The organism is Lactonifactor longoviformis DSM 17459 (assembly GCF_900129135.1).
Lineage (GTDB): Bacteria > Bacillota > Clostridia > Lachnospirales > Lachnospiraceae > Lactonifactor > Lactonifactor longoviformis.
In genome coordinates, this window is sequence record NZ_FQVI01000003.1 from 16,446 (window position 1) to 36,385 (window position 19,940).

22 protein-coding genes are annotated in these 19,940 nt (G+C 42.2%); 19 read left to right on the forward strand and 3 right to left on the reverse strand.

Annotated features, from left to right (window positions below; genetic code table 11):
• Positions 1-9 precede the first annotated feature (9 nt).
• The 11 genes from BUA56_RS04565 (at position 10) to BUA56_RS23275 (ending at position 8,748) form a co-directional block, all read left to right on the forward strand.
• A complete protein-coding gene (locus BUA56_RS04565) occupies positions 10-1,203 on the forward strand; it encodes an MFS transporter (RefSeq protein ID WP_072849408.1) in 1,194 nt (397 codons plus the stop codon).
• 19 nt (positions 1,204-1,222) lie between these two features.
• Positions 1,223-1,546, forward strand: a complete 324-nt coding sequence (locus BUA56_RS04570; protein WP_072849410.1) for a cupin domain-containing protein — start codon at positions 1,223-1,225, stop codon at positions 1,544-1,546.
• Between the two features lie 29 nt (positions 1,547-1,575).
• Positions 1,576-2,916, forward strand: coding sequence for a hypothetical protein (locus BUA56_RS04575; RefSeq protein ID WP_072849412.1), 1,341 nt, complete (start codon positions 1,576-1,578; stop codon positions 2,914-2,916).
• A gap of 60 nt (positions 2,917-2,976) precedes the next feature.
• Positions 2,977-4,338 carry a dihydrolipoyl dehydrogenase gene (gene lpdA / locus BUA56_RS04580; RefSeq protein WP_072849414.1) on the forward strand — a complete coding sequence of 454 codons (1,362 nt, stop codon included), beginning with the start codon at positions 2,977-2,979 and terminating at the stop codon, positions 4,336-4,338.
• A gap of 161 nt (positions 4,339-4,499) precedes the next feature.
• Positions 4,500-5,552 carry a DMT family transporter gene (locus tag BUA56_RS04585; protein WP_072849416.1) on the forward strand — a complete coding sequence of 351 codons (1,053 nt, stop codon included), beginning with the start codon at positions 4,500-4,502 and terminating at the stop codon, positions 5,550-5,552.
• A gap of 13 nt (positions 5,553-5,565) precedes the next feature.
• Positions 5,566-5,853, forward strand: coding sequence for a hypothetical protein (locus BUA56_RS04590; protein WP_072849418.1), 288 nt, complete (start codon positions 5,566-5,568; stop codon positions 5,851-5,853).
• Positions 5,854-5,865: 12 nt separating this feature from the next.
• Positions 5,866-6,117 (forward strand): cysteine-rich small domain-containing protein, encoded by a 252-nt coding sequence (locus tag BUA56_RS04595; protein WP_072849420.1) that lies wholly within the window; start codon positions 5,866-5,868, stop codon positions 6,115-6,117.
• Positions 6,118-6,191: 74 nt separating this feature from the next.
• Complete coding sequence (locus BUA56_RS04600) at positions 6,192-7,334, forward strand: aldo/keto reductase (protein WP_072849422.1); 1,143 nt, start codon at positions 6,192-6,194, stop codon at positions 7,332-7,334.
• Positions 7,335-7,345: 11 nt separating this feature from the next.
• Entirely contained in the window at positions 7,346-8,143 is a 798-nt protein-coding gene (locus BUA56_RS04605; protein WP_084067642.1) for an MBL fold metallo-hydrolase, read from the forward strand.
• A 21-nt stretch (positions 8,144-8,164) separates the two neighbouring features.
• Positions 8,165-8,560 (forward strand): maltose acetyltransferase domain-containing protein, encoded by a 396-nt coding sequence (locus BUA56_RS04610; RefSeq protein ID WP_207650905.1) that lies wholly within the window; start codon positions 8,165-8,167, stop codon positions 8,558-8,560.
• 26 nt (positions 8,561-8,586) lie between these two features.
• Positions 8,587-8,748, forward strand: a complete 162-nt coding sequence (locus BUA56_RS23275; RefSeq protein ID WP_207650906.1) for an LbetaH domain-containing protein — start codon at positions 8,587-8,589, stop codon at positions 8,746-8,748.
• 59 nt (positions 8,749-8,807) lie between these two features.
• On the opposite strand, the gene BUA56_RS04615 is transcribed toward BUA56_RS23275, so the two are convergent.
• Positions 8,808-9,644, reverse strand: a complete 837-nt coding sequence (locus BUA56_RS04615; RefSeq protein WP_072849426.1) for an HAD-IIB family hydrolase — start codon at positions 9,642-9,644, stop codon at positions 8,808-8,810.
• 112 nt (positions 9,645-9,756) lie between these two features.
• Complete coding sequence (locus tag BUA56_RS04620; RefSeq protein ID WP_072849428.1) at positions 9,757-10,623, reverse strand: NAD(P)-dependent oxidoreductase; 867 nt, start codon at positions 10,621-10,623, stop codon at positions 9,757-9,759.
• Positions 10,624-10,824: 201 nt separating this feature from the next.
• On the opposite strand from BUA56_RS04620, the gene BUA56_RS24060 reads away from it, so the two are divergent.
• From BUA56_RS24060 to ptsP, 4 genes are all read left to right on the forward strand, one after another.
• Positions 10,825-10,986 (forward strand): flavodoxin, encoded by a 162-nt coding sequence (locus tag BUA56_RS24060; RefSeq protein ID WP_103711493.1) that lies wholly within the window; start codon positions 10,825-10,827, stop codon positions 10,984-10,986.
• The gene (locus BUA56_RS04630) at positions 10,916-11,104 is read left to right on the forward strand and encodes a flavodoxin (protein WP_072849430.1); all 189 of its coding nucleotides are present in this window, start codon (positions 10,916-10,918) and stop codon (positions 11,102-11,104) included. The genes BUA56_RS24060 and BUA56_RS04630 overlap by 71 nt, the downstream gene beginning before the upstream one ends.
• A 419-nt stretch (positions 11,105-11,523) precedes the next feature.
• On the forward strand, positions 11,524-13,989 hold the full coding sequence (locus tag BUA56_RS04635; RefSeq protein WP_207650907.1) for a PRD domain-containing protein: 2,466 nt from the start codon (positions 11,524-11,526) through the stop codon (positions 13,987-13,989).
• A gap of 4 nt (positions 13,990-13,993) precedes the next feature.
• Positions 13,994-15,604 carry a phosphoenolpyruvate--protein phosphotransferase gene (ptsP, locus tag BUA56_RS04640; protein WP_072849434.1) on the forward strand — a complete coding sequence of 537 codons (1,611 nt, stop codon included), beginning with the start codon at positions 13,994-13,996 and terminating at the stop codon, positions 15,602-15,604.
• A gap of 43 nt (positions 15,605-15,647) precedes the next feature.
• Here ptsP and BUA56_RS04645 read toward each other — a convergent pair whose 3' ends face one another.
• Positions 15,648-16,424 carry an SDR family NAD(P)-dependent oxidoreductase gene (locus tag BUA56_RS04645; protein ID WP_072849436.1) on the reverse strand — a complete coding sequence of 259 codons (777 nt, stop codon included), beginning with the start codon at positions 16,422-16,424 and terminating at the stop codon, positions 15,648-15,650.
• A gap of 263 nt (positions 16,425-16,687) precedes the next feature.
• Between BUA56_RS04645 and BUA56_RS04650 the strand changes: the two genes are divergently transcribed.
• Genes BUA56_RS04650 through deoC form a run of 4 tightly spaced genes read left to right on the forward strand, consistent with a single transcriptional unit; the run spans position 16,688 to position 19,919 of the window.
• On the forward strand, positions 16,688-18,286 hold the full coding sequence (locus tag BUA56_RS04650) for a PTS system mannose/fructose/sorbose family transporter subunit IID (protein ID WP_072849438.1): 1,599 nt from the start codon (positions 16,688-16,690) through the stop codon (positions 18,284-18,286).
• A 34-nt stretch (positions 18,287-18,320) separates the two neighbouring features.
• On the forward strand, positions 18,321-18,716 hold the full coding sequence (locus BUA56_RS04655; RefSeq protein WP_072849440.1) for a PTS sugar transporter subunit IIA: 396 nt from the start codon (positions 18,321-18,323) through the stop codon (positions 18,714-18,716).
• A 19-nt stretch (positions 18,717-18,735) separates the two neighbouring features.
• Positions 18,736-19,212 (forward strand): PTS sugar transporter subunit IIB, encoded by a 477-nt coding sequence (locus BUA56_RS04660; RefSeq protein ID WP_084067644.1) that lies wholly within the window; start codon positions 18,736-18,738, stop codon positions 19,210-19,212.
• A 26-nt stretch (positions 19,213-19,238) separates the two neighbouring features.
• Complete coding sequence (gene deoC, locus BUA56_RS04665) at positions 19,239-19,919, forward strand: deoxyribose-phosphate aldolase (RefSeq protein ID WP_072849442.1); 681 nt, start codon at positions 19,239-19,241, stop codon at positions 19,917-19,919.
• The last annotated feature ends 21 nt before the right edge of the window (positions 19,920-19,940 follow it).

Genomic DNA, 19,940 nt, shown 5'->3' on the forward strand with positions numbered 1-19,940 from the left:
CAATAGTTTATGTTAGTTTTATGTGTGATCGCAGGTTCTATCGCACCGTTTTTCCAGTATTGCCACGGAACACTTTCTGATTACATTATGGAAACCTACAGTATATCTTATTCCCAGTTAAGTATTATTAATACCGCCTATTCCTTTGCCTGCGGCGTTGGTCTGTTTATCGTAGGTGCAATGGTTGAAAAGAGAGGATGTAAATTCTTTACTATGCTGGGCATCGGCATTATGGTTGTGGGTCATGCAATGTTCTTCTTTGCCCCATCTTATGCAGTTCTTATTATCTCCAGACTGGTGAGCGGTTTTGGAAATGCATGTATCTATAATGCGGCATATACGCTTGCAGTACACTGGTTCAATGGAACGAATAAAATGGGAGTTGCCACAGGAGCAATGACAGCAGCAGACGGCATTGGCACTTTCTGTGCATTGTATATTTTTTCACTGCTGCTGGAACGTCTGGGTATCTCAAGCGGAAATATATCGGTAATTGTCTTTGTGGTAGTTGTACTTGTGATTTTAATTCTGATCTTAAAGGATCCCGGGATTATGGATATAGACGAAGCCTCTTCCGCGGCAGATGAATCCAATAAATACGATAAGGCAATGAACAAAAACACAATTGCACATTGTATTGCCGTTACAGGTGTACTGGGCGGGTTGGGAATTGCCAATTACTGGGGACCGAGTATGTTAGTGGAGCTGGGTATGTCAAGTTCCAATGCAGGATTAGCCTCTACTTTATTTACTGCGGTAGGTATTGTTTCCAGTCTGCTGTTCGGTGCAATTTCCGACAAAATGGGCAAGAGAAGACCAACCATGCTTATCGGCGGAGTCGGAATGGTAGCCGGATATATACTGATGATCTTCGGCAACCAGGGCGGAATCGTTTCTATTGTTGTGATTGGTATGATATGTACAGGATTCTGTGCTTACGTTGTATATCCTATAGGGTTTGCACTTCTTTCTGATACCACGCAGTCATCTAAGATCGGACCCGCCAATGGTATTATCCAGGGTGTGTCTTTCCTGGTAGGTATGTTTGTCTTCCAGCAGATTGTGGGCGTTGTGAAGGACTTTACAGATTCTTACTGGATTGGCCTGGCATTCTGTGCCGTACTGACCTTGATCACAAATGTTATTCTGGTTAGAATTTTTATCCGGGAAAAGGACGAGGTTGCAAAAGAGTTAGCAAAATAAGAAGGGGTTGGAGAGAGCTATGCAAATTATTAGAAAAACTGCAGCTAAGGTCAGCCTGGATGGACCGGAAGTAGTGAGAGATTACTGCAGAACGGATAAAATCTGGTTTGGGACATCTGAACTGCTGCCCGGACAGACAGGCGGAGTGGATCCGGGGCATCCAATCTCCCATGAAACTTTTTTCGTCAGCAGAGGGCACGTAATTGTGCGGAACCCGGAGACAGGATGCTGCTATGAATTATTGGAAGGGGATTTGCTTCTTATTGAAGAAGGGGAACCTCATGAAATTACAAATATAGGAACCGAGGCTGCACTGATTTCCTGGTGCGGCGGTCCGGTTTAAACTTTTTATTAATGATTGGAGATGATCAAATGAACAAAGCAAAAATGGGTTTAGTAGGACTTTGCAGTCCCGTAGAAAGCGGCGGTCAGAGATACGATGAGTTGATTAACAGTGCGGCCAATGCAATGACAGATGCAGGGATCGATGTGGTTGTGGCCAACCGTTCCGTATGGAACTCCACAGATGCACTGAATGTCTGCGACCAGTTTAAGGCAGCAGGGATCGAATCTGTGGCCATTATGGATGTGACCTGGGTTACGGACTCTCTCAAGTATCTGTTTATTCACGAGTTAAAGGTTCCGGTGGTGTTCTGGGCTGTGCCTTATCCGGAAACATTCTCTATTGGCTGTGTGCAGAACTTTGGATCAGCCTTAAAGAACCCCGGAATACATTTCGAGTATGTATATGGTCTTGCAGACGATGAAGCCCTTATCAGAAAGATTAAAAATGTGGCACGTGCCGGACAGATTATTGATAAAGTAAAATCTATGCGTCTGGCTCTGGTGGGTCCCCGCCAGACATGGAGAGTTGCAGGTCCTCAGGATATGAGTATTGAGGAGTGGGAGTTTTCCACTACTTTAGGCCCCACAATTATTCACTTTGAAATGGAAGAAATTACAGATGCCGCTGAGAAGATCTGCGATGCAGAGGCGAAAAAGACTCTGGAAGAATTAAAGGATCGCACAGGAACGGTTAAGTGCAGCGATGCGTGCATGCTTTGGATGGCAAAAGTGTATATGGCCACAAAAGCAATGATACAGGATACCGGACTTAACGCCATTGCGGCGGAATGCTATCCAAACTATGGCGGGCTGATGAACCAGACGGCTTCCTGGCTGGCTGATGAGGATATTATTGTAGATACAGAAGGGGATATTGCCCATGCTGTGATCCAGTATATTTTAAATCTTGCTTCCGACGGCGGCACATGCGCGCTTGGTGAGATTGGAGCCTTTGACGATGAAGCCGATTATATGACGATTTGTCACGAGGGCAGTTCCGCGGCTTCTCTGGCAGACAGCATTGATAAAGTTGTCACGAATCCATCCGGAGAGATGGGAGCCTTTATCGGAGTTCCGTTAAAAGCAATGGATAAGGTTACCTTCTGTGACATGCAGGGAAGCGCCGGAAATTACCAGGTTCTGATCGCAGAGGGTGAGACCCTGCCTGTGAGCCACGAAGAGTGGGTAGACGGCGGCGAGAAACTGGTTCTTAAGCTGAGAGCTGACGGACAGAAGCCGAGCCGGGTGATTGATCAGATGATTAAGGCAGGGCTGCACCATCATGTAGTCATCAAAGAAGGCAATTATACAGACATTGTAAAGCTTGTATGTGATTATATGGGCATTAAGAAGGTGATTCTTAAATAATTACCTTTCTATAGAAATGTTTTGTGCCCTGAGGGATACAGAGGAATGGAGATATGTAAGATGAAAGCAGATATTATTGTATTAGGCGGCGGTCCCGGCGGTTATCTGGCGGCGGAGCGCGCTGCTGCGGCAGGAAAATCGGTTGTATTGATTGAAAAGCGGGCGCTGGGAGGTACCTGTCTGAATGAGGGATGCATCCCTTCAAAAGCGATGCTGAATTCTGCCAAGCTTTATCAGCATGCGCTGAACAGCAAAGGATTCGGCGTTACGGCAGATAACGTAGAGATTCATCAGGAACAGGTGATTCAGCGTAAGAATCAGGTGGTTGGCTCACTGGTAGCGGGTGTGAAGGCGATTATGGACGCCAATCAAGTAACTGTTGTTTCTGCCATGGGTTATGTGGAGGGAAAGACCTCAGACGGATTCATAGTCCGGGCAGATGACAAAACATATGTTGGAGAGAAATTAATATTGGCATGCGGCTCGGTGCCGGTGGTTCCCGGGATACCGGGACTGAAAGAAGGAATCGTTTCAGGTTATGTGATGACAAATGCTGAGGCGCTCAGCAGAACTAATCTTCCCGAAAAGCTCGTGGTGATAGGGGGCGGCGTCATTGGCCTGGAAATGGCATCTTATTATGCTATGGTTGGCGTTGAGGTGACCATCATTGAGATGCTGGATAAAATTGCAGGACCTACAGAAGCTGAGATTTCAGAGATTTTGCTGAGAGCATATAAGAGGAAGGGCATCAAATTTAAGCTGGGCTGTAAGGTAACCGGGGTTACCGAACAAGGTGTTTTGTACGAACAAAAAGGCAGTGAAAAAATTGCCGAAGCAGATGCCGTTCTCTGTGCAATCGGCCGGCGGGCATATACAGAAAATATGGGATTAGAAAACCTGGGGCTTGAAATGAACCGCAGCGCGGTGGTAACCGACGAACATCTCAGAACTAACGTGGAAGGTGTGTATGCGGTAGGAGATGTCAATGGCAAAATCATGCTGGCTCATACAGCCTACAGAGAGGCAGAGGTGGCGGTAAACCATATTCTTGGAATTGAAGATACAATGGATTATTCCAGAATTCCATCGGTTATCTATACGGATCCGGAAGTGGCAGGGGTTGGAGAAACTGAGGAAAGTGCGGCTGCCAAAGGAATGAAGGTAAGAAGTATCAGCGTTTCTATGAACTATTCCGGGAGATATCTCGCAGAGGTAGAAAGAGGCGACGGTATCTGTAAGTTAATCGTGAATCTGGAGGACAATACAGTGGTTGGTGTCCATATGATCGGCAGTTACGCCTCAGAAATAATCTGCGGTGCAGAGATGATGATTGCATCGAAAAAGCCGCTTGCTGAATTACAAAAACTGGTATTTCCCCATCCCACTGTGGGTGAGGTAATCAGAGAAGCATTATTTATGTAGTTTTATTTATTCATCATTAGAGTAATCCTCCGCCCCCTGTAATGAAATGGCAGTTCAATCTATAAATTACAGGGGGTATTTAATTAGAAAATCAGGTGCCGGGGTCTATGACTGCTATCATAGCGTAAGGCATAAATATATAGAAAGCGATAGGTATTTTTATGGATACTTTCAGTGAGAATGCGAAAGCAAAAAAAATCTATGAAGACAGAAAAGTCAGGTTAGCAATGCTGGGACTGGGTCTGGCCTGGATCTCTGCCTTGTCATTGGTGATTTTCCAAAACTTCAATGTGACAGCTTCGGAGCGGATCAGCCAGTCCTTTCCAAATGTAATTGTCTTCACTTATGTATTAACTCTTGTCATACTATCTTTCTGCGAGTTTTGCGGAGGGATCCTAATGATAATTTTTAATACCATACGGGGAATCCCCCTTGCAGAATATCTGAGAATCTGGAGGGTGAAATCCTCGAGAACCGTATTAGGGGCTTCTATTCTTGGGGGACCGGTGGCAACGGCCTGCTCCATCGTAGGGATCAGCTTTTGCGGGTCTACTTATGGGAATTGCATCATTGGGCTAACCCCTGTAATAACGGCTATTTTAGGAACTATATTTTTGAAGGAAAAGACGGGGATCCGTGTTTTTGTTGGAATTATCCTTACAGTTGCCGGTGTGGTTATTGCAAGTATCGCCCCTCCCGAAGGGGTCAGCCATTTCTATCTGGGCCTTATCATAACGGCGGCGGCGCCGATCGGATATGCCATTGAAGCAATTATCAGCACACATGCCATTGATGTGTCAGATCCTCTTATTGTATGCCCCCTCTACCGTATGATTGGCGGTTCTCTTATAGAATTGCTGTGCGCACTTATCGTCTGTGCGGCAACCGGTCATGTAAACTGGATTACGCAGATTTTTGCAGTAATTTTTTCTGAACCGATCATTTTACTGTTCTTGTTTATGTCTATTATTTTTCTGACAATCCAGTACAACGGAATTTATGTGGCGTACAGTTACTGCGGAGCGACCAGGGGATCGGCGATTTTATTTTCCACCCCCATATGGAGTATTCCCATAGGAATTGTAATGTCTAAGATGGGAATTATTTCTTTTTCGGTGACAACTCTGGGGATTCTGGGGGCCTTTGTCATTGTTGTAGGAATATTGATTGTGCTGGCAAAACCATCGGAATTGTTTAATCTGAGAGATGTGTAGATAAGGAGATTTTATGAGACTGCCGATTAAATCAAGAGTTTTAGAATATGCTATTTCAAAAAATAGTACCTTTTCTTCCGAGGAAGTGGCTAAAAAGCTTCAGCAGGAATATAAAGGGGAGAGAACAACTTCTGCAAAAAATATAGAAAAGATTATCAGTACCTACTGCGGGGTAGGAATTATGAAAGCCGCAGCCATTCAAATGGCCGCAGATGGTAAACTGAATATAACTTATGAAGTAACTGATTTTGGGAAGTCGTGCAAAAAGATGATCCCGGCGTCCGATTGTGAAGAGAATTGAGAGGTGTAGTACGTGGAGAATTCATACAGATTTTTTGCCAATAAAAGCTGCAAATATTATCCGTGCCACAGCGGAATCGAAGAAATGAACTGTCTGTTCTGCTATTGTCCCTTTTATATTTCCGAGAAGTGTCCTGGTAAACCGAAATATTTGAAAGCGAAAAGCGGGGGGAGGATCAAGGACTGCACGAATTGTACATTTCCCCACCAGCCTCAGAATTATGATATTATCATAGATTGGCTGTCAAAGCAGACTATAAGATAAAACAATAAAGAGTGTGGATAATATCGTAACAACAGGGAAGCGCGGAACAGCATAATACGAAAGGATAAATCAAAATGAGATATCGACAATTGGGTAATACAGGCTTGTGCGTGAGTGAAATCGGTTTGGGAGCAGAGTGGCTGGAGCGGCACAATGCAGAGGAAGTGGAGGAAGTCATTGACTGCTGTGAGGCGAATGGAATTAATATTCTGGACTGCTGGATGTCGGAACCTATGGTGCGCACCAACATCGGAGTAGCACTGAAAGGAAGACGGGAACGGTGGATCATACAGGGACATTTGGGCTCTACGTGGCAGGATGGCCAATATGTGCGCACCCGTGATATGGCAAAAGTCAAAGAAGCCTTTCAGGATCTTCTGGATCGCCTGCAGACAGATTACATAGATTTGGGAATGATACATTTTGTGGATGAGGCTGCTGAATTTGACCGGATTATGACAGGGGAGTTTATAGAGTATGCCCGTAAGCTGAAAGAACGGGGAACGATCCGGCATATCGGAATGAGCACTCATAATCCGGATGTGGCAAAGATGGCGGCCCGGTGCAGTGAGATAGAGATGATTTTGTTCAGTATCAATCCTGCCTTTGATCTGATGCCGGCCACAGAGGATATGAATGAATATTTTGCAGAGGATTACGATGAGACACTGAGGGGAATCGCTCCGGAGAGAGAGGAGCTTTACCGGATCTGTGAGGAGAGAGGAGTAGGTATAACAGTAATGAAAGGTTATGCCGGAGGCCGTTTGTTTTCCGCTGAGACATCTCCCTTCGGGGTTGCACTTACGCCGGTGCAATGCCTGCACTATGCACTCACAAGACCCGCGGTGGCAAGTGTTATGGTGGGGTATGATACGCCGGAGCATGTGGCTGAAGCAGTTGCCTATGAAACTGCCTCTGAGGAGGAGAAAGATTACGCCAGTGTGCTGGCAGGGGCACCCCGCCATGCCTATTTCGGACAGTGTACTTATTGCGGCCATTGTGCTCCATGTCCCCAGAAAATAGATATTGCTATGGTAAATAAGCTCTATGATCTGGCTGTGATGCAGGAAGAAGTTCCGAGTACGGTAAAAGCTCATTATGAGGAGCTGTCCTCCAATGCGGCAGACTGTATAGGATGCGGCCTGTGTGAAGAACGCTGTCCCTTTGGGGTTCGCGTGGCAGAGCGTATGGATAAAGCTAAATTGCTATTTCGGTAATAATATATCCTATGAAACAGAGAGAAGTAAAATTGAGAAAGTTAATAAACGCCCTAGAGACCAAAACAAAGGACGTAAAAATTGCAGCATGCCAGATAAATAATGCCGGAGTGGTATTATTTATACATAACATAGTGATATATGCAGATCCATTTTGCCATGATAACTTGGATAGATATCAATGTGCAGATCCGAAACTGGAGGATACTGCTTTCGCGGGAAAGGCTGAATTATTACTTCTGACCCACGAGCACAGCGATCACTATCATATGGAAAAAGTCATAGCATTTGCAGAGAAAAACAAGGATCTTATTCTATTTGCCAATGAAAAAATTACAAAGGAATTAAGGTGTCGTCTGCATAATACGATTCTGACGGTAAGCCCTGGGAACCCCATTTCATACAAAGTAAATTCTGAATTGGAACTATATTCTTTCTGCTGCCTCCATATGGGAGAACAGTACCGGGATGTGGACAATATTTGTTATTATCTAAAAACCAAATATGGCTCACTGATGCTTACCGGAGATGCCGAGCCTCAGGCTCTGCTGGCCCGTGCAGAACAGAGCAGGCTGCAGGTGGACTATCTAATCTGCCCCTTTACTTACGTCACGCTGGCCTGGGCGAGGGAACGGCTGTATCCTATTAAAACAATAATAGCAGTACATTTTCCAGATCCGAATAAAGATGACGGAGGGTGGATCGCATGTTTTGAATCGGTGGTAAAAAAGAAGCAGGTAGTCCCCAAAGTACTATATAGCCTGAAGCTGGGGGAATATTTTGAACTATACCCGGAGGCAAGAGACTGAAAAAGAAAAGAGGAGTACTTTATGAATGATTGGGAAAAGTTACAGAATGGTTTATTATATAATGATGTTGCTCCTGAGCTGTTTGCGCGCCGTGTAACAGCCAAGCAGCTCTTCCGCAGCTATAACGGGACGGATGACAGCCAGGCAGCATACCGCAGAGAGCTGATGGAGAAGATGTTTCATGAGGTTGGCGATGAGGTGCTCATTGAACCAATGTTTCAGTGTGAGTTTGGTGTGAATATCACTATCGGCAGCCATGTGTATATAAATTTTGGATGCACCATACTGGACTGCGCAGAAGTAACCATAGGAAACCATGTGTTAATCGGCCCCAACGCTGGAATCTATGCGGTGAACCACTGCCTGGATCCGGAGAAAGGGCAGACGGAGGGTGCTTTTCCAAGCCGATTCATATAGAGGATTACGTATGGCTTGGAGGCAATGTGACGGTACTGCCCGGTGTTACCATAGGGGCCGGAGCGGTTATCGGAGCGGGAAGTGTTGTTGTGAAAGACATCCCTCCAAGGGTTGTTGCCGCGGGAAATCCCTGCCGGGTGATACGGGAACTTACGGAAAGGGATAAGACTGGTTTTAAAAGAGAGTAGACCTCCTATGTAAAAAGGTCACCTGTGAGTAAGCAGCAATCACAGGTGACCTTATCCTTTTATTTTATTTCCCATTCCTCTGCCAGGAAACGGGCTACACCGTCATGGTCACAGTCGGCCAGTACCTGGGTAACCATTTCCTTTACTTCATGCAGAGCATTTTCCGGGGCATAGCTTCTGTCAGCAATTTCTATCATTGAGATATCGTTCAGATTATCTCCGAATACTACCAGTTCGCTGCATCCGGTCATTTCCTTCAGCTTTAAAAGCGCATTCCGTTTACTGGCTTTTCGGCTGAAAACCTCAAGGCAATACAGATCATTGTAGACATTGAGATAAAAAGAATACGCAATCCCTTCTACACGATCCAAATCTCTGCAGACAGGTTCCAGCAGCTTCTTTTCTCCGGTGTATGTAATATACACAGCCTTTCCGCTTCCGGCAGCCCCTTTCAAATCCTCTGTCAGCTCCACTTGTGCACACTTTTCTATGGCGCGATCACTGTAATACTGTGTCTGTTCCTCCAGCTTTTTATGTCCATAACAGATGGAAATTCCCTGATGGCCATAAGTATAGACAAAACAGGACAGGCCGTTTTTCTGAAAGATATCTACAACAGTTTCTGCACTTTGGGCTGCGATCTCTTCCGCAGCTATGATCTTTTCAGCCTCAAAGTCATACAGGAATACGCCATTTGTCAGTATCCCTGGGGTGTTGATACGGATATCCCGGAGTCTGTAATCGCATCCATAGGGCATGCGGGCAGTGGCAACGGTGAAATTCATTCCCCGTTTGATGCATTGGTTAATCGTATCGGCGGTGTACTTCGTCACCTGCTTCTGCCGGTTCAGCAGAGTACCGTCCAAGTCCGACACATATAATGTTTTACTGGTCATAAAGTAAGCTCCTTCTTAAAATAATAATCCGGGCAGGACTGTGGGCCGGAAATGGCCTGCAGTCCTGCACCGGAAGTATATCATACCGTACCGTGATAATTCAATACACTAGTTACATTAACTCATTGACGATAGCGACCACATTCTTAGAACTGTTGCCGCTTTCTATCCCCTTCTGGAACAGATCCAGTATGGAGTCACCGCAGGGAGTTTTTACTCCCGCCGAATGCATGGAATCTAAGATGGTTTTCATAGCTGTAGTTTCAATTCGCAGGGTACATTCAGAAGCGTCCTCAAAACTGCCGGTATAGTTGCTGCATTCATCGGAAAATGCCCGGTAATTACCTGCCAGCATAATTGGCAGAATTTCTTTGGCCTGCTCTATAAAGGATTCTACCGAATACTTATACTTAATGCAGTAAGCAACGGACTCCGCCAAAGTAGCAATAGCACCGAAATGGACATCCAGAACCGCGATATCAATAACACTTGCGCCTATAATATCGGGTCCCAGATATACTGCCTTTCCGATTGCTTCCAGTACATTCCTGGCAGCGTCAAATACCTGTCTGCACCCAGAATAGATAAGATAAGCTTTATCCGAGCCAATGTCGCCTGGATAGTTTTCGATTTTGGCATCGAGATGCATCATGCCCATGTCTTTGGCAAGTTGATCCATGGCAGAAACTTCTTCAGGACTAGAGGTAGTAGTATTAATTAACATTTTTCCATTCAGGCGTTCTTTATTGGCATTGGATAAAACTCCAGAAGCAATCTTGTGATTTGGTAAATTGACTAAGATACAATCGTTATCGCCGGCCTCATCCAAACTGGCAAAGTATTTTGCTCCCCGGCTGATAAATTTTTCTGCTGCATTTTTATTGATGTCAACAATTGTAACGTTAATATTGGCATTCAGCAGCGCGTTAATGATGGAACCTCCCATTACTCCACATCCGACAACAGTAATATCTTGCATAATCTTCTCCTTTATATTAAAATATTATTTATGATAACTCATATCGTAAGTAATATTATAATATAACAGCAACCGTGACTTGTCAAGATAAAAATGCGGATTTTGTTGTATAATGTCCCTGTAGGAACCTTTTAATGTTTGCCCTTGGGGCAGACCTGCATTTAATTTGATTAAACATATCTTATGAGGAGGAATATAATTATGAGTGAAATTTTGGTAGCATATTTTTCAGCAACAGGGATAACGGAGAAACTAGCAAAGAAAGTTGCGGAAGCAGTAGGTGGGGGCTTACATGAGATTCAGCCGGAGATCAGGAAAGACAATCATTCAGGTAGTTACATCCGGAGGAAGCGGTATGGGTAATACCAGTATGGAACTTGCACCCTCCTGTCCAGGAGCAGAGCTAAAAGAAAGGAAACGTTTCGATGCCAATGTAAGTTTGGGTGAACTCAAAGAATGGTATAAGAAATTAAAATTATAAAATTTACCTTATGAGAAGACACAGAAAGACGTGAAGAAACAGATACTTCTGTTGAAGAAAGTTTGACACTAGGAGAAAAAAGGGTTTACTTGTGTTAAAATTCAAAGAAAAGACAAAGATAGTGTCAGGAATTTTTTGAAGAAAAGACATAAAAAGATGCCTAAGTTATAATCGTGTCATAAGGAAAATGGAGGTGTGATAGCGTGCATATAAGTACGAAAGAACAAGTCTATGAGTATTTGGAGAATGTTACAAAGGAATTCAATTTTAAAGATCTTACACATTATACTACATTAGACATCTGTAACAAACTTAATATGTCTCGTTCCCTCGTTTCCCTATATTTAAACGAATTGGTTAAAGAGGACACGGTTGTTAAAATTAGCTCTCGGCCGGTGTACTATTTAAATCGGATCATTATGGAAAGAAAGTTCCATACACAGCTTTTGCAAAAGGAGTATTTCAGTATACAGGAACTTCACAATGAGCTTAAGAAGAATGTCCCGGAAGAGAAGGATTTCGGGAAAGCGATTGGTTATGAAGGAAGTTTAAACTATTGTATTTCTCAGATTAAGTCAGCGCTTGTTTATCCGGGAGGACTCCCTATTTTACTAAAAGGGGAAGCCGGAAGTGGAAAAACTTATTTGATGAAATTAATTCATGAGTATTGCATAAATAACAGCCTGCTGAAAGATATACGGAAAATACAAAGGGTTAAATTAAACCAGCTTCCTCTAGATAAGCAGTGTGAAAGGTTGGAGGAACTGTTAAATGCATTGACAGGAGGTATTCTGTACCTCGAAAATATTGCTATGTGCAGTGAACAACTGCAGGAACGATTGGCGGAATACATCACCAATGCTGCCAGAAAAAAAGAGAATGTCAGGCTGGTTATGGGTACAGATGAAAAATCGTATCCTCAGATTTCGAAAAAATTACTGTTTAATATTCCAGTAATATGTGATATTCCGTCTCTGGCTGAAAGAAACGAAGATGAAAGAAAAGCATTTGTAATTATGTTTTTTAAAGATGAACAGGAGCGTTTAGATAAAACAATATACCTTTCTGAAAATTTGATGCATAAGCTTATGAATTATCAGTTTGAGCATAATATAGCGGAGCTGAAACAGACGATTACACTTATCTGTGCGAATGCATATGCGCAACAACATACGGACGATACACTTGAGGTTTTCCTGTACAACTTACCGGCAAGGATGCAGGGGGCAATCAGTATGGAGAAAAAAGATGCAATGCTTCTTCGGCTGGACGTCATTCAATTAGATTCAGCTGCAGATAAGATTCTTGAAATGTGGAAAAATCTTTTAGAAAGCTATCGGTATGTAATTTCATCGGGAAAAGGGTTCGATGCGTTTTTAGATTCGGGAAAGAAAACATTAAAGTACTATTATGATATATTGATTTTTCAGGAGTCTTTTTCTGATGAAAGACTGGGTCCCATGGAAAAAATTGTGATGGAGATGATCTCGAATATTCACAATATATATAATGTTAATTTTCCGGTGAATTGCGCATATGTAATTTCCAGGATGATGATAGCGCAGCATAATCATAACTCTAAGATTCAGGTGTGGGACAGAGAACATCGCGAGGAAGTTCAGAAAATATATAATCTGATGGTTGAAAATATGCCGGATATTAACTATCTAACGGAAATTCTAAGCAAACAGATTCAAATGAATACCAGTATGGAACTATTACAACTGAACAAAGTGTTTATTATGATAAATATTCATTCTTATAATCAGAAGCTAAAGATAATGGATACGGCCGGAGTTATTCTGTGCCATGGATATACTACTGCCAGTTCAATAGCAGATACTGTAAATACCATTCTGCAGGTTCAGCTGTTTGAAGCAATCGATATGCCTATAGGCAGTTCTATTAATGATGTAATACAGAAATTGTCATTGTTTATTAAGGAAAATAGCCATTACAAAAATATTATTTTAATGGTTGACACCGGAGCATTAGAAGACCTGGGGCAAGTGATAGATGGCACTGTCAACTTGGGAATAATCAATAATGTATCGACTATTCTTGCTCTTAATATAGCGGAAAAAATGCTGGCAGGTGAGAAGATGCAGGATATTTTAGAAGGGGCATGTAAAGAAAACCAATGTAAATATATTATATTCAGCCATACAAAAAAGGAGAAGGCCATTATCTTTGCAAGTGATGCCGGCAAAAATATTGCAGAAAAACTGACGCGTTTATTTAAAGACAGCCTGCCAAAACCAATCCCTCTGGAGATGGTTGCATATGATTATGAGGCTTTATATAAAAATGGATGTGAGGATATAATCTTCGAAAAATATAACGTAGAATTGTTGATTAAAACATTGAATCTTAAGATTCCAGGTATTAAGTCAGCTACATTGGAAGAAATTATAAACTTTAATAATATAGATGTAGTTAATGAAGTGTTGGCTTCGCATTTAAGTGCAGAAGAGATAGAAGAATTTAATCAGGCATTGCTTAAAAACTTTTCGTTACAATCTGTTTTGGAGAATTTGACTATACTAAATGCAAAAAAATTGTTAGAGCATGTTAACGATGCAACTACATTATTACAGCAAATGTTAAAAAGAAAGTTTTTAAGCAAGACGATTATTGGAATTAATATGCATATTTGTTTTTTAATAGAACGTCTGGTTACGAAAACACCAATAGAAACATATGAAGGTATAGACGAATTTATTCAAAATCATCAGAATTTTATTCGTATTGTAAAAGAGAGCTTTTGCACATTACTGGGTCATTATAATGTGGAAATTCCAGTAAATGAGATTGCATATTTATATGAATATATATGCAGTGATTACGAAATGAGCGAGGAAGATAAAAAATGCCAAAGGAGTTAATATTATGGAAAAGATAGTGGGAAAATCAGCCTTTGCAGGAGTCGCAATGGGAGAATTCAGAGAACTAAAAAAGGATGGGATAACAGTACGCAGTAAGAAAGTGGAGGATTACGAGGGCGAGATTCTGCGTTTGGAAGATGCTGTGAAAATCACTAATAGTCAGCTGCAGGAATTGTATGATAAAACAACAGTAGGCGTTGGGACTGCAGAGGCTGCTATTTTTGAAGTTCATCAAATGATGCTTATGGATGAGGCATATCAAAATAGTATTATTGCTATGATAAAAAATGAAAAAGAAAATGCGCCATATGCAGTAAAAGTGACGGGAGAGAACTTTTCTAAGATATTTGCCGCTGCAGAGGATGAATATATGAAAGGGAGAGCGGCTGATATAAAAGATGTCTCAGAGCGATTAATTGCTGTGTTATGCGGAGCTGCTGTAATAAACCATAAATTAGATAAACCAGTAATCATTGCAGCGGATGATATTATGCCAAGTGAGACGGTACAGCTTGAAAAAGAAAATGTGCTGGCGTTTGTGACGAGAAAGGGTTCTGTGAATTCTCACACAGCAATTCTAGCGAGGACTATGAATATACCTGCCATTGTCTGTGCACCGCTACCCAAAGATATAGATGGGAAGAACGGAATTATAGATGGCAATAGCGGAATCGTATATATAGAACCAGAGGAAACAGTAAAAGAGGAGTATACAAAACTTCAGGAAAAAGAGTCAGAAAAGAAAACACTTCTCCGGCATTTAAAAGGTAAGAAGACTTTGACCAGCGATGGAAAAGAAATTAAATTATTTGCGAATATAGGGTCTTTGGGCGATATGGAAGCAGTTCTTGAAAACGATGCGGAAGGTGTCGGCTTGTTCAGAAGTGAATTTATATACTTAGAAGCAGCGGACTATCCAACGGAAGAAGAACAATTTCAAATATATAAAGACGTAGCGCAAAGGATGGAAGGGAAAAAAGTGATTTTCCGTACCTTAGATATAGGTGCTGATAAGCAGACAGATTATTTTGGTATGGAAAAGGAAGACAATCCGGCGCTTGGATATCGGGCAATTCGAATTTGCCTTACACAAGAAGATATTTTCCGAATACAGTTAAGGGCGCTTTTGCGAGCAAGCGCCTATGGCAATATTGCGATTATGATTCCAATGGTTGTCTCCTTGTGGGAGGTACATAGAACAAAACAAATAGTGGAGGAATTAAAGGAGGAATTGAATTCCAGAGGTGTATGTTTTGGTGAAATTGAATTGGGAATTATGATAGAAACGCCGGCAGCAGTGATGATCGCTGACCTATTAGCAAAGGAAGTAAATTTTTTCAGTATAGGGACAAATGATCTGACTCAGTATACCCTTGCAATTGACAGGCAAAATGCTAAATTAGACATGTTTTATGACGCACATCATCCAGCGATACTGAGAATGATTCAGAGAGTTATTGAGTGCGCCCATAAAGAAGGAATATGGGTGGGAATCTGCGGCGAGCTGGCAGCAGACAAAAGCCTGACCAGGACGTTTGTCAGGATGGGAATTGATGAATTGTCAGTAGCGCCAGGTTGTATTCTTCCCATTCGAAAGAAGATTATAGAAATGTAAGAGAAGAGAGGCGGAAAGATCCTCTCAAATCTTTCCGCCAATCTTAATCTAAGATTTTGCCGCCATCGCAGACAAAGTTAGAGCCATTTACATATCTTGCCTCATCTGAGAGCAGGAAGGTAACTACATTTGCAACTTCCTCGGGTGTACTTGGACGCTTCATCGTTCCGTTGCGCAGAGTATCTTTCGTATATCCATCATTGTCAGAATTGGAATATTGATGCAGGATGTTCTGGAGCATGTCTGTGTCGACCCATCCAGGGGATACACAATTGATGCGTACGCCATTTCCGCCATTTTCGTTTGCTGCATTCATGGTCATACCCAGTACTGCGGACTTGCTGGAGCCATATCCTATTTCCAGTTTGTAACCTCTTATACCGGAGCAAGAACATGTGTTGACAATTGTGCCATAATTATTCCTTTGCATATATGGAAGACAATATTTCATCATTAGAAATGTACCAAAAACGTTTACAGAATATACTTTTTTGAAATCAGAAAAAGTATATTCTTCAACGCGGGCGCTTGGACCTGAAATACCGGCCATATTAGCTAGGATATCAATAGTACCGTATTGAGAAACAACGTTTTCTATGGCCTGTTTTACTTGTGCTTCATCTGTTACATCAACAGCCATATAACTGCAATGGGAAGGGCCAAGTTTGTCAATCGCTTTAATTAGCGCGCCTGGATTCAGATCAAAAATAACAACCATGTGTCCCCCCTGCTCTATCAATTGGCTGGCAACGGCAAAGCCTATTCCGCCGGCACCGCCGGTAACAATAGCAATTTTTTTGTTAAATCTGTTTTTATGCATATAATCACTCCTTTATGTCATTTGTCTGATTCTACCTTACCATGTACAGTCAAAAAGGCAAGAGTGATAATATTTTCATTCGATTACGGATAAGGGATGAAAATATTTTCGATCTAGTTGATGCTATAGTGAATTGTTAAAATAAACCTAAGTGAATAGTGATGAGAAATATATAACGGCCGTATATAAAATCCATTTATCTGTTTGCGCATGTATTATTTAGAGTAGAGAAACTAAATGAAAAAGTTTAGGAGGGATGCGCTGTGATCATACAGGCAATTTTGGTAGCGTTAATTTCAACGCTATCCGCATGGTGGTTTTGTACTATAGCGAATTTTACGTTAATTTATCCATTGGTTTCAGGTTTTTTTGTAGGTGCGGCAATGGGAGATCCGGTGATGGGCGCCCTTTGCGGAGCAAATATCAATCTCGTATATATGGGATGGATGGCACCCGGAGGAGCACAGCCGTCAAGCATACAGTATGCAGGCGTATTTGGAACGGCAGCGGCAATTTTAGCAGGTTCCAGTGATCCAACAATTGCGCTTACATTTGCTGTTCCGTTCTCTATGTTAGGTATGCTGGCTGATCAGTTTGTAAGAACAGTCAATGTTGTATGGGTACATGCAGCAGAGAAAGCAGCAGAAAAAGGTGATTTGAAAAAGGTTCGTTTTTACAATTTTGTTCCGTCATTTTTTGTTTGCTTTTTTGCTTATGGTGTACCGGCATTTTTGCTTGTTGGCTATGGAAGCGGCGTCGTAACAACAATTTCTAATGCAATTCCAGAGTCGTTGACAAATGCGCTGGCTGTTGTAGGCGGATTAATGCCGGCACTTGGTATTGCAATGCTCCTTAAGTTTATGGTGACTAAGAAGCTGGCTGCATTTTTCTTTGCAGGTTATTTCATGGCTGCTTATCTGGGATTAAACACTATGGCAATTACAATTTTTTCAGTCTGTATTGCAATTGCATTTTTCTTTTTTGGGCATCAGCCGTCTAATTCGGCGGAAGAAGCAGCAGAAGAAGCAGAAGAAGCAGCAGCCCTTGCGGAGCCGAAAGTGCGTTTATCTAAGAAGGCACGAGTGTTACATTGGCTTGGAAGCTACTCATGTGAGGCAGCAGTTAACTATGAGCGTATGATGGGGCTCGGACGTGCATACAGCGGTACATATCTCGTGAAAGACCTTTATCAGACCAAGGAAGAGCAGAGCAGCCGATTAAAAAAATATTTTACATTTTTTAACACAGAGCCAAGTTTTATCGGACCAGTTATTTTTGGACTGGAAGCATCTATGGAGGAACAGATTGCAAATGGCGTTGACATTAAGGATGAGGAATTTAATGCAGTACGCTGCGGATTAATGGGGCCTATGGCAGGTGTTGGAGATGCACTTGTCTATGGAATCGTTGTTCCTATTCTGGCTGCGATAGGATGCAATATGGCACTTGAGGGCAGTATTGCCGGCCCGCTTTTCTTCTTTATTTTATTCCCGGTTTTGATGTGTATCTGCGGATGGGCGACATATAACATCGGTTATAAGCAAGGAAAGAAAGCAATCACAACTTTTCTGTCGTCTGGAATTTTAAATCGAGTGATTGAAGGATGCTCCATGGTTGGACTAATGGTCATTGGTTGTCTGGCCTTTAGTTATGTAAATGTTTCTACACCATTGTCTTTTACGATTGGAGGATATGGGGCAGCCCTTCAGGATATGTTCGATATGATCTGTGCAGGAGCACTTCCATTAATCATGACATTATTAACATGGAAATTATTAAAAAAATTCAAAGTAACCTGGGTAGTTTTGATTATGATTCTATTCAGTATAGCAATGTCATATCTTGGAATTCTTGCTGTGTAGTAAAAGGAACCTGAAAGGTCGGAAAGGGAAAACTATGATAGGAGTACTAATTTTAAGCCATGGAAATCTTTCAAAAGGACTGGTGCATAGCGCCAAAATGGTGGCTGGATGTTATAAAGGAGCGGCGCAGTTATCCCTTATGCCTGGGGTGGCGCCGGAAGCATTTTTGGATTCTGTTCAGAAAAAAATTGAAAGCCTTGATCAGGGAAAGGGTGTGTTGATCCTGACAGATATGAAAGGCGGTACCCCTTTCATATCTGCCTGCAAGAGTTTAAACAGCTACCCGACAGCAATTGTAACAGGTGTAAACTTAAGTATGGCAATGGAAGCTCTGATGAGCAATGAAGATTATGACGATTTAAAAGAATTTGCGGAAGCTGTGGCTGCAGTTGGGCACCGGGGAATTGAAACAATATTTGAAATTGAATGATACAACGTGAGGTAAAAATATGATTGAGAATTTACTACTGTTTCGCATTGATGAACGAATGACGCACGGACAGGTTATGATTTCTTATATGAAGAAATATCCTGCAAAAAATATTGTTTGTATTGATGATGCAACGGCAAAGGATCCCTTTGTAACCAGCATCATTAAGATGAGCGCTCCGTCAGGGGTAACCATTGATGTGGTTAACGTGAAAAAAGGGGCGGAAGTATTAAAAACTGGATTAAAGTCTCCAACAATTGTGTTGGCAAAAACTCCTTTAACAGTGAAGAAGCTGCGTGAAGAAGGGGCGGCAGTTGATGAATTCATTATCGGAGGAATTGCAGACGCATCAAACCGGAAGCGTTTCTATAAAAGCATTTTTATTTCACAGGAAGAGGCAGATGCAGTGAAACAGATGATTTCGGAAGGTGTTTCCATAGATGTACAGATCGTGGTAAGCGATAAACGCATTCCGGCATCTACATTGCTTAAATAGATATTAAAATTTTTGGAGGTTGTATTATGGAGTTATTATCAGTAAAAGAGTTGGCAAAATATTTAGATCATGTTATAGAAATTGATCATGATTTTGAAGAGCAGACAGCCTTTGCAAGAAATTATGGAGTTGCATGTTGTGCGGTTGCAGAAAACAATGTGGCAGATATTAAGGCTTTATTGAAGAATTCCGGGGTAATGGTCAGCGGAGCGGTTGCGTTCCCGGGCGGAGACAGTATGCCGGATGCGAAGATTATAGATGTTCAGAGATGCATTGATCTGGGAGCAGATGAAGTCGACTATGTCATAAATCTGACAGAACTTAAACAGCACCGATGGTGTATGGTTGAGGAAGAGATGGGCAGGATTGCAGAATTATGCCGTAAGAACGGTGTGGCGGATAAAGCAATTATTGAAACGTGTCTGCTGACCCGGGAAGAAAAAATCCGTGTTTGTGAAATTGCAAAAGAAGTCAGGCCTGCATTTATTAAAACATCTACAGGTATGCGTTCGGCAGGTGCGTCTGTGGAAGATGTACGGCTGCTCAGATCTATTGTAGGGGATAGCTGTAAGATTAAAGCAGCAGGCGGAATCAGAACCTATTATATAGCACTTGCAATGATAGAGGCAGGCGCAGATCGTATGGGAACCAGCTCAGCTAAAAAACTTCTTGATGGGTATGCGGCATATCTTGAGTCTTTAAAATAATACTTACCCTGACAGTGCTTT

Excerpts from the sequence above, each read along its gene's own strand:
- lpdA (WP_072849414.1), top strand. The coding sequence starts at position 2,977 with ATGAAAGCAGATATTATTGTATTAGGCGGCGGTCCCGGCGGTTATCTG.
- BUA56_RS04570 (WP_072849410.1), top strand. The coding sequence starts at position 1,223 with ATGCAAATTATTAGAAAAACTGCAGCTAAGGTCAGCCTGGATGGACCG.
- BUA56_RS04585 (WP_072849416.1), top strand. The coding sequence starts at position 4,500 with ATGGATACTTTCAGTGAGAATGCGAAAGCAAAAAAAATCTATGAAGAC.
- BUA56_RS04590 (WP_072849418.1), top strand. The coding sequence starts at position 5,566 with ATGAGACTGCCGATTAAATCAAGAGTTTTAGAATATGCTATTTCAAAA.
- BUA56_RS04565 (WP_072849408.1), top strand. The coding sequence starts at position 10 with ATGTTAGTTTTATGTGTGATCGCAGGTTCTATCGCACCGTTTTTCCAG.
- BUA56_RS04575 (WP_072849412.1), top strand. The coding sequence starts at position 1,576 with ATGAACAAAGCAAAAATGGGTTTAGTAGGACTTTGCAGTCCCGTAGAA.
- BUA56_RS04605 (WP_084067642.1), top strand. The coding sequence starts at position 7,346 with ATGAAACAGAGAGAAGTAAAATTGAGAAAGTTAATAAACGCCCTAGAG.
- ptsP (WP_072849434.1), top strand. The coding sequence starts at position 13,994 with ATGGAAAAGATAGTGGGAAAATCAGCCTTTGCAGGAGTCGCAATGGGA.
- BUA56_RS24060 (WP_103711493.1), top strand. The coding sequence starts at position 10,825 with ATGAGTGAAATTTTGGTAGCATATTTTTCAGCAACAGGGATAACGGAG.
- BUA56_RS04630 (WP_072849430.1), top strand. The coding sequence starts at position 10,916 with ATGAGATTCAGCCGGAGATCAGGAAAGACAATCATTCAGGTAGTTACA.
- BUA56_RS04635 (WP_207650907.1), top strand. The coding sequence starts at position 11,524 with ATGGAAAGAAAGTTCCATACACAGCTTTTGCAAAAGGAGTATTTCAGT.
- BUA56_RS04660 (WP_084067644.1), top strand. The coding sequence starts at position 18,736 with ATGATTGAGAATTTACTACTGTTTCGCATTGATGAACGAATGACGCAC.
- BUA56_RS04655 (WP_072849440.1), top strand. The coding sequence starts at position 18,321 with ATGATAGGAGTACTAATTTTAAGCCATGGAAATCTTTCAAAAGGACTG.
- BUA56_RS04610 (WP_207650905.1), top strand. The coding sequence starts at position 8,165 with ATGAATGATTGGGAAAAGTTACAGAATGGTTTATTATATAATGATGTT.
- BUA56_RS04645 (WP_072849436.1), bottom strand. The coding sequence starts at position 16,424 with ATGCATAAAAACAGATTTAACAAAAAAATTGCTATTGTTACCGGCGGT.
- BUA56_RS04620 (WP_072849428.1), bottom strand. The coding sequence starts at position 10,623 with ATGCAAGATATTACTGTTGTCGGATGTGGAGTAATGGGAGGTTCCATC.
- BUA56_RS04600 (WP_072849422.1), top strand. The coding sequence starts at position 6,192 with ATGAGATATCGACAATTGGGTAATACAGGCTTGTGCGTGAGTGAAATC.
- BUA56_RS04615 (WP_072849426.1), bottom strand. The coding sequence starts at position 9,644 with ATGACCAGTAAAACATTATATGTGTCGGACTTGGACGGTACTCTGCTG.
- deoC (WP_072849442.1), top strand. The coding sequence starts at position 19,239 with ATGGAGTTATTATCAGTAAAAGAGTTGGCAAAATATTTAGATCATGTT.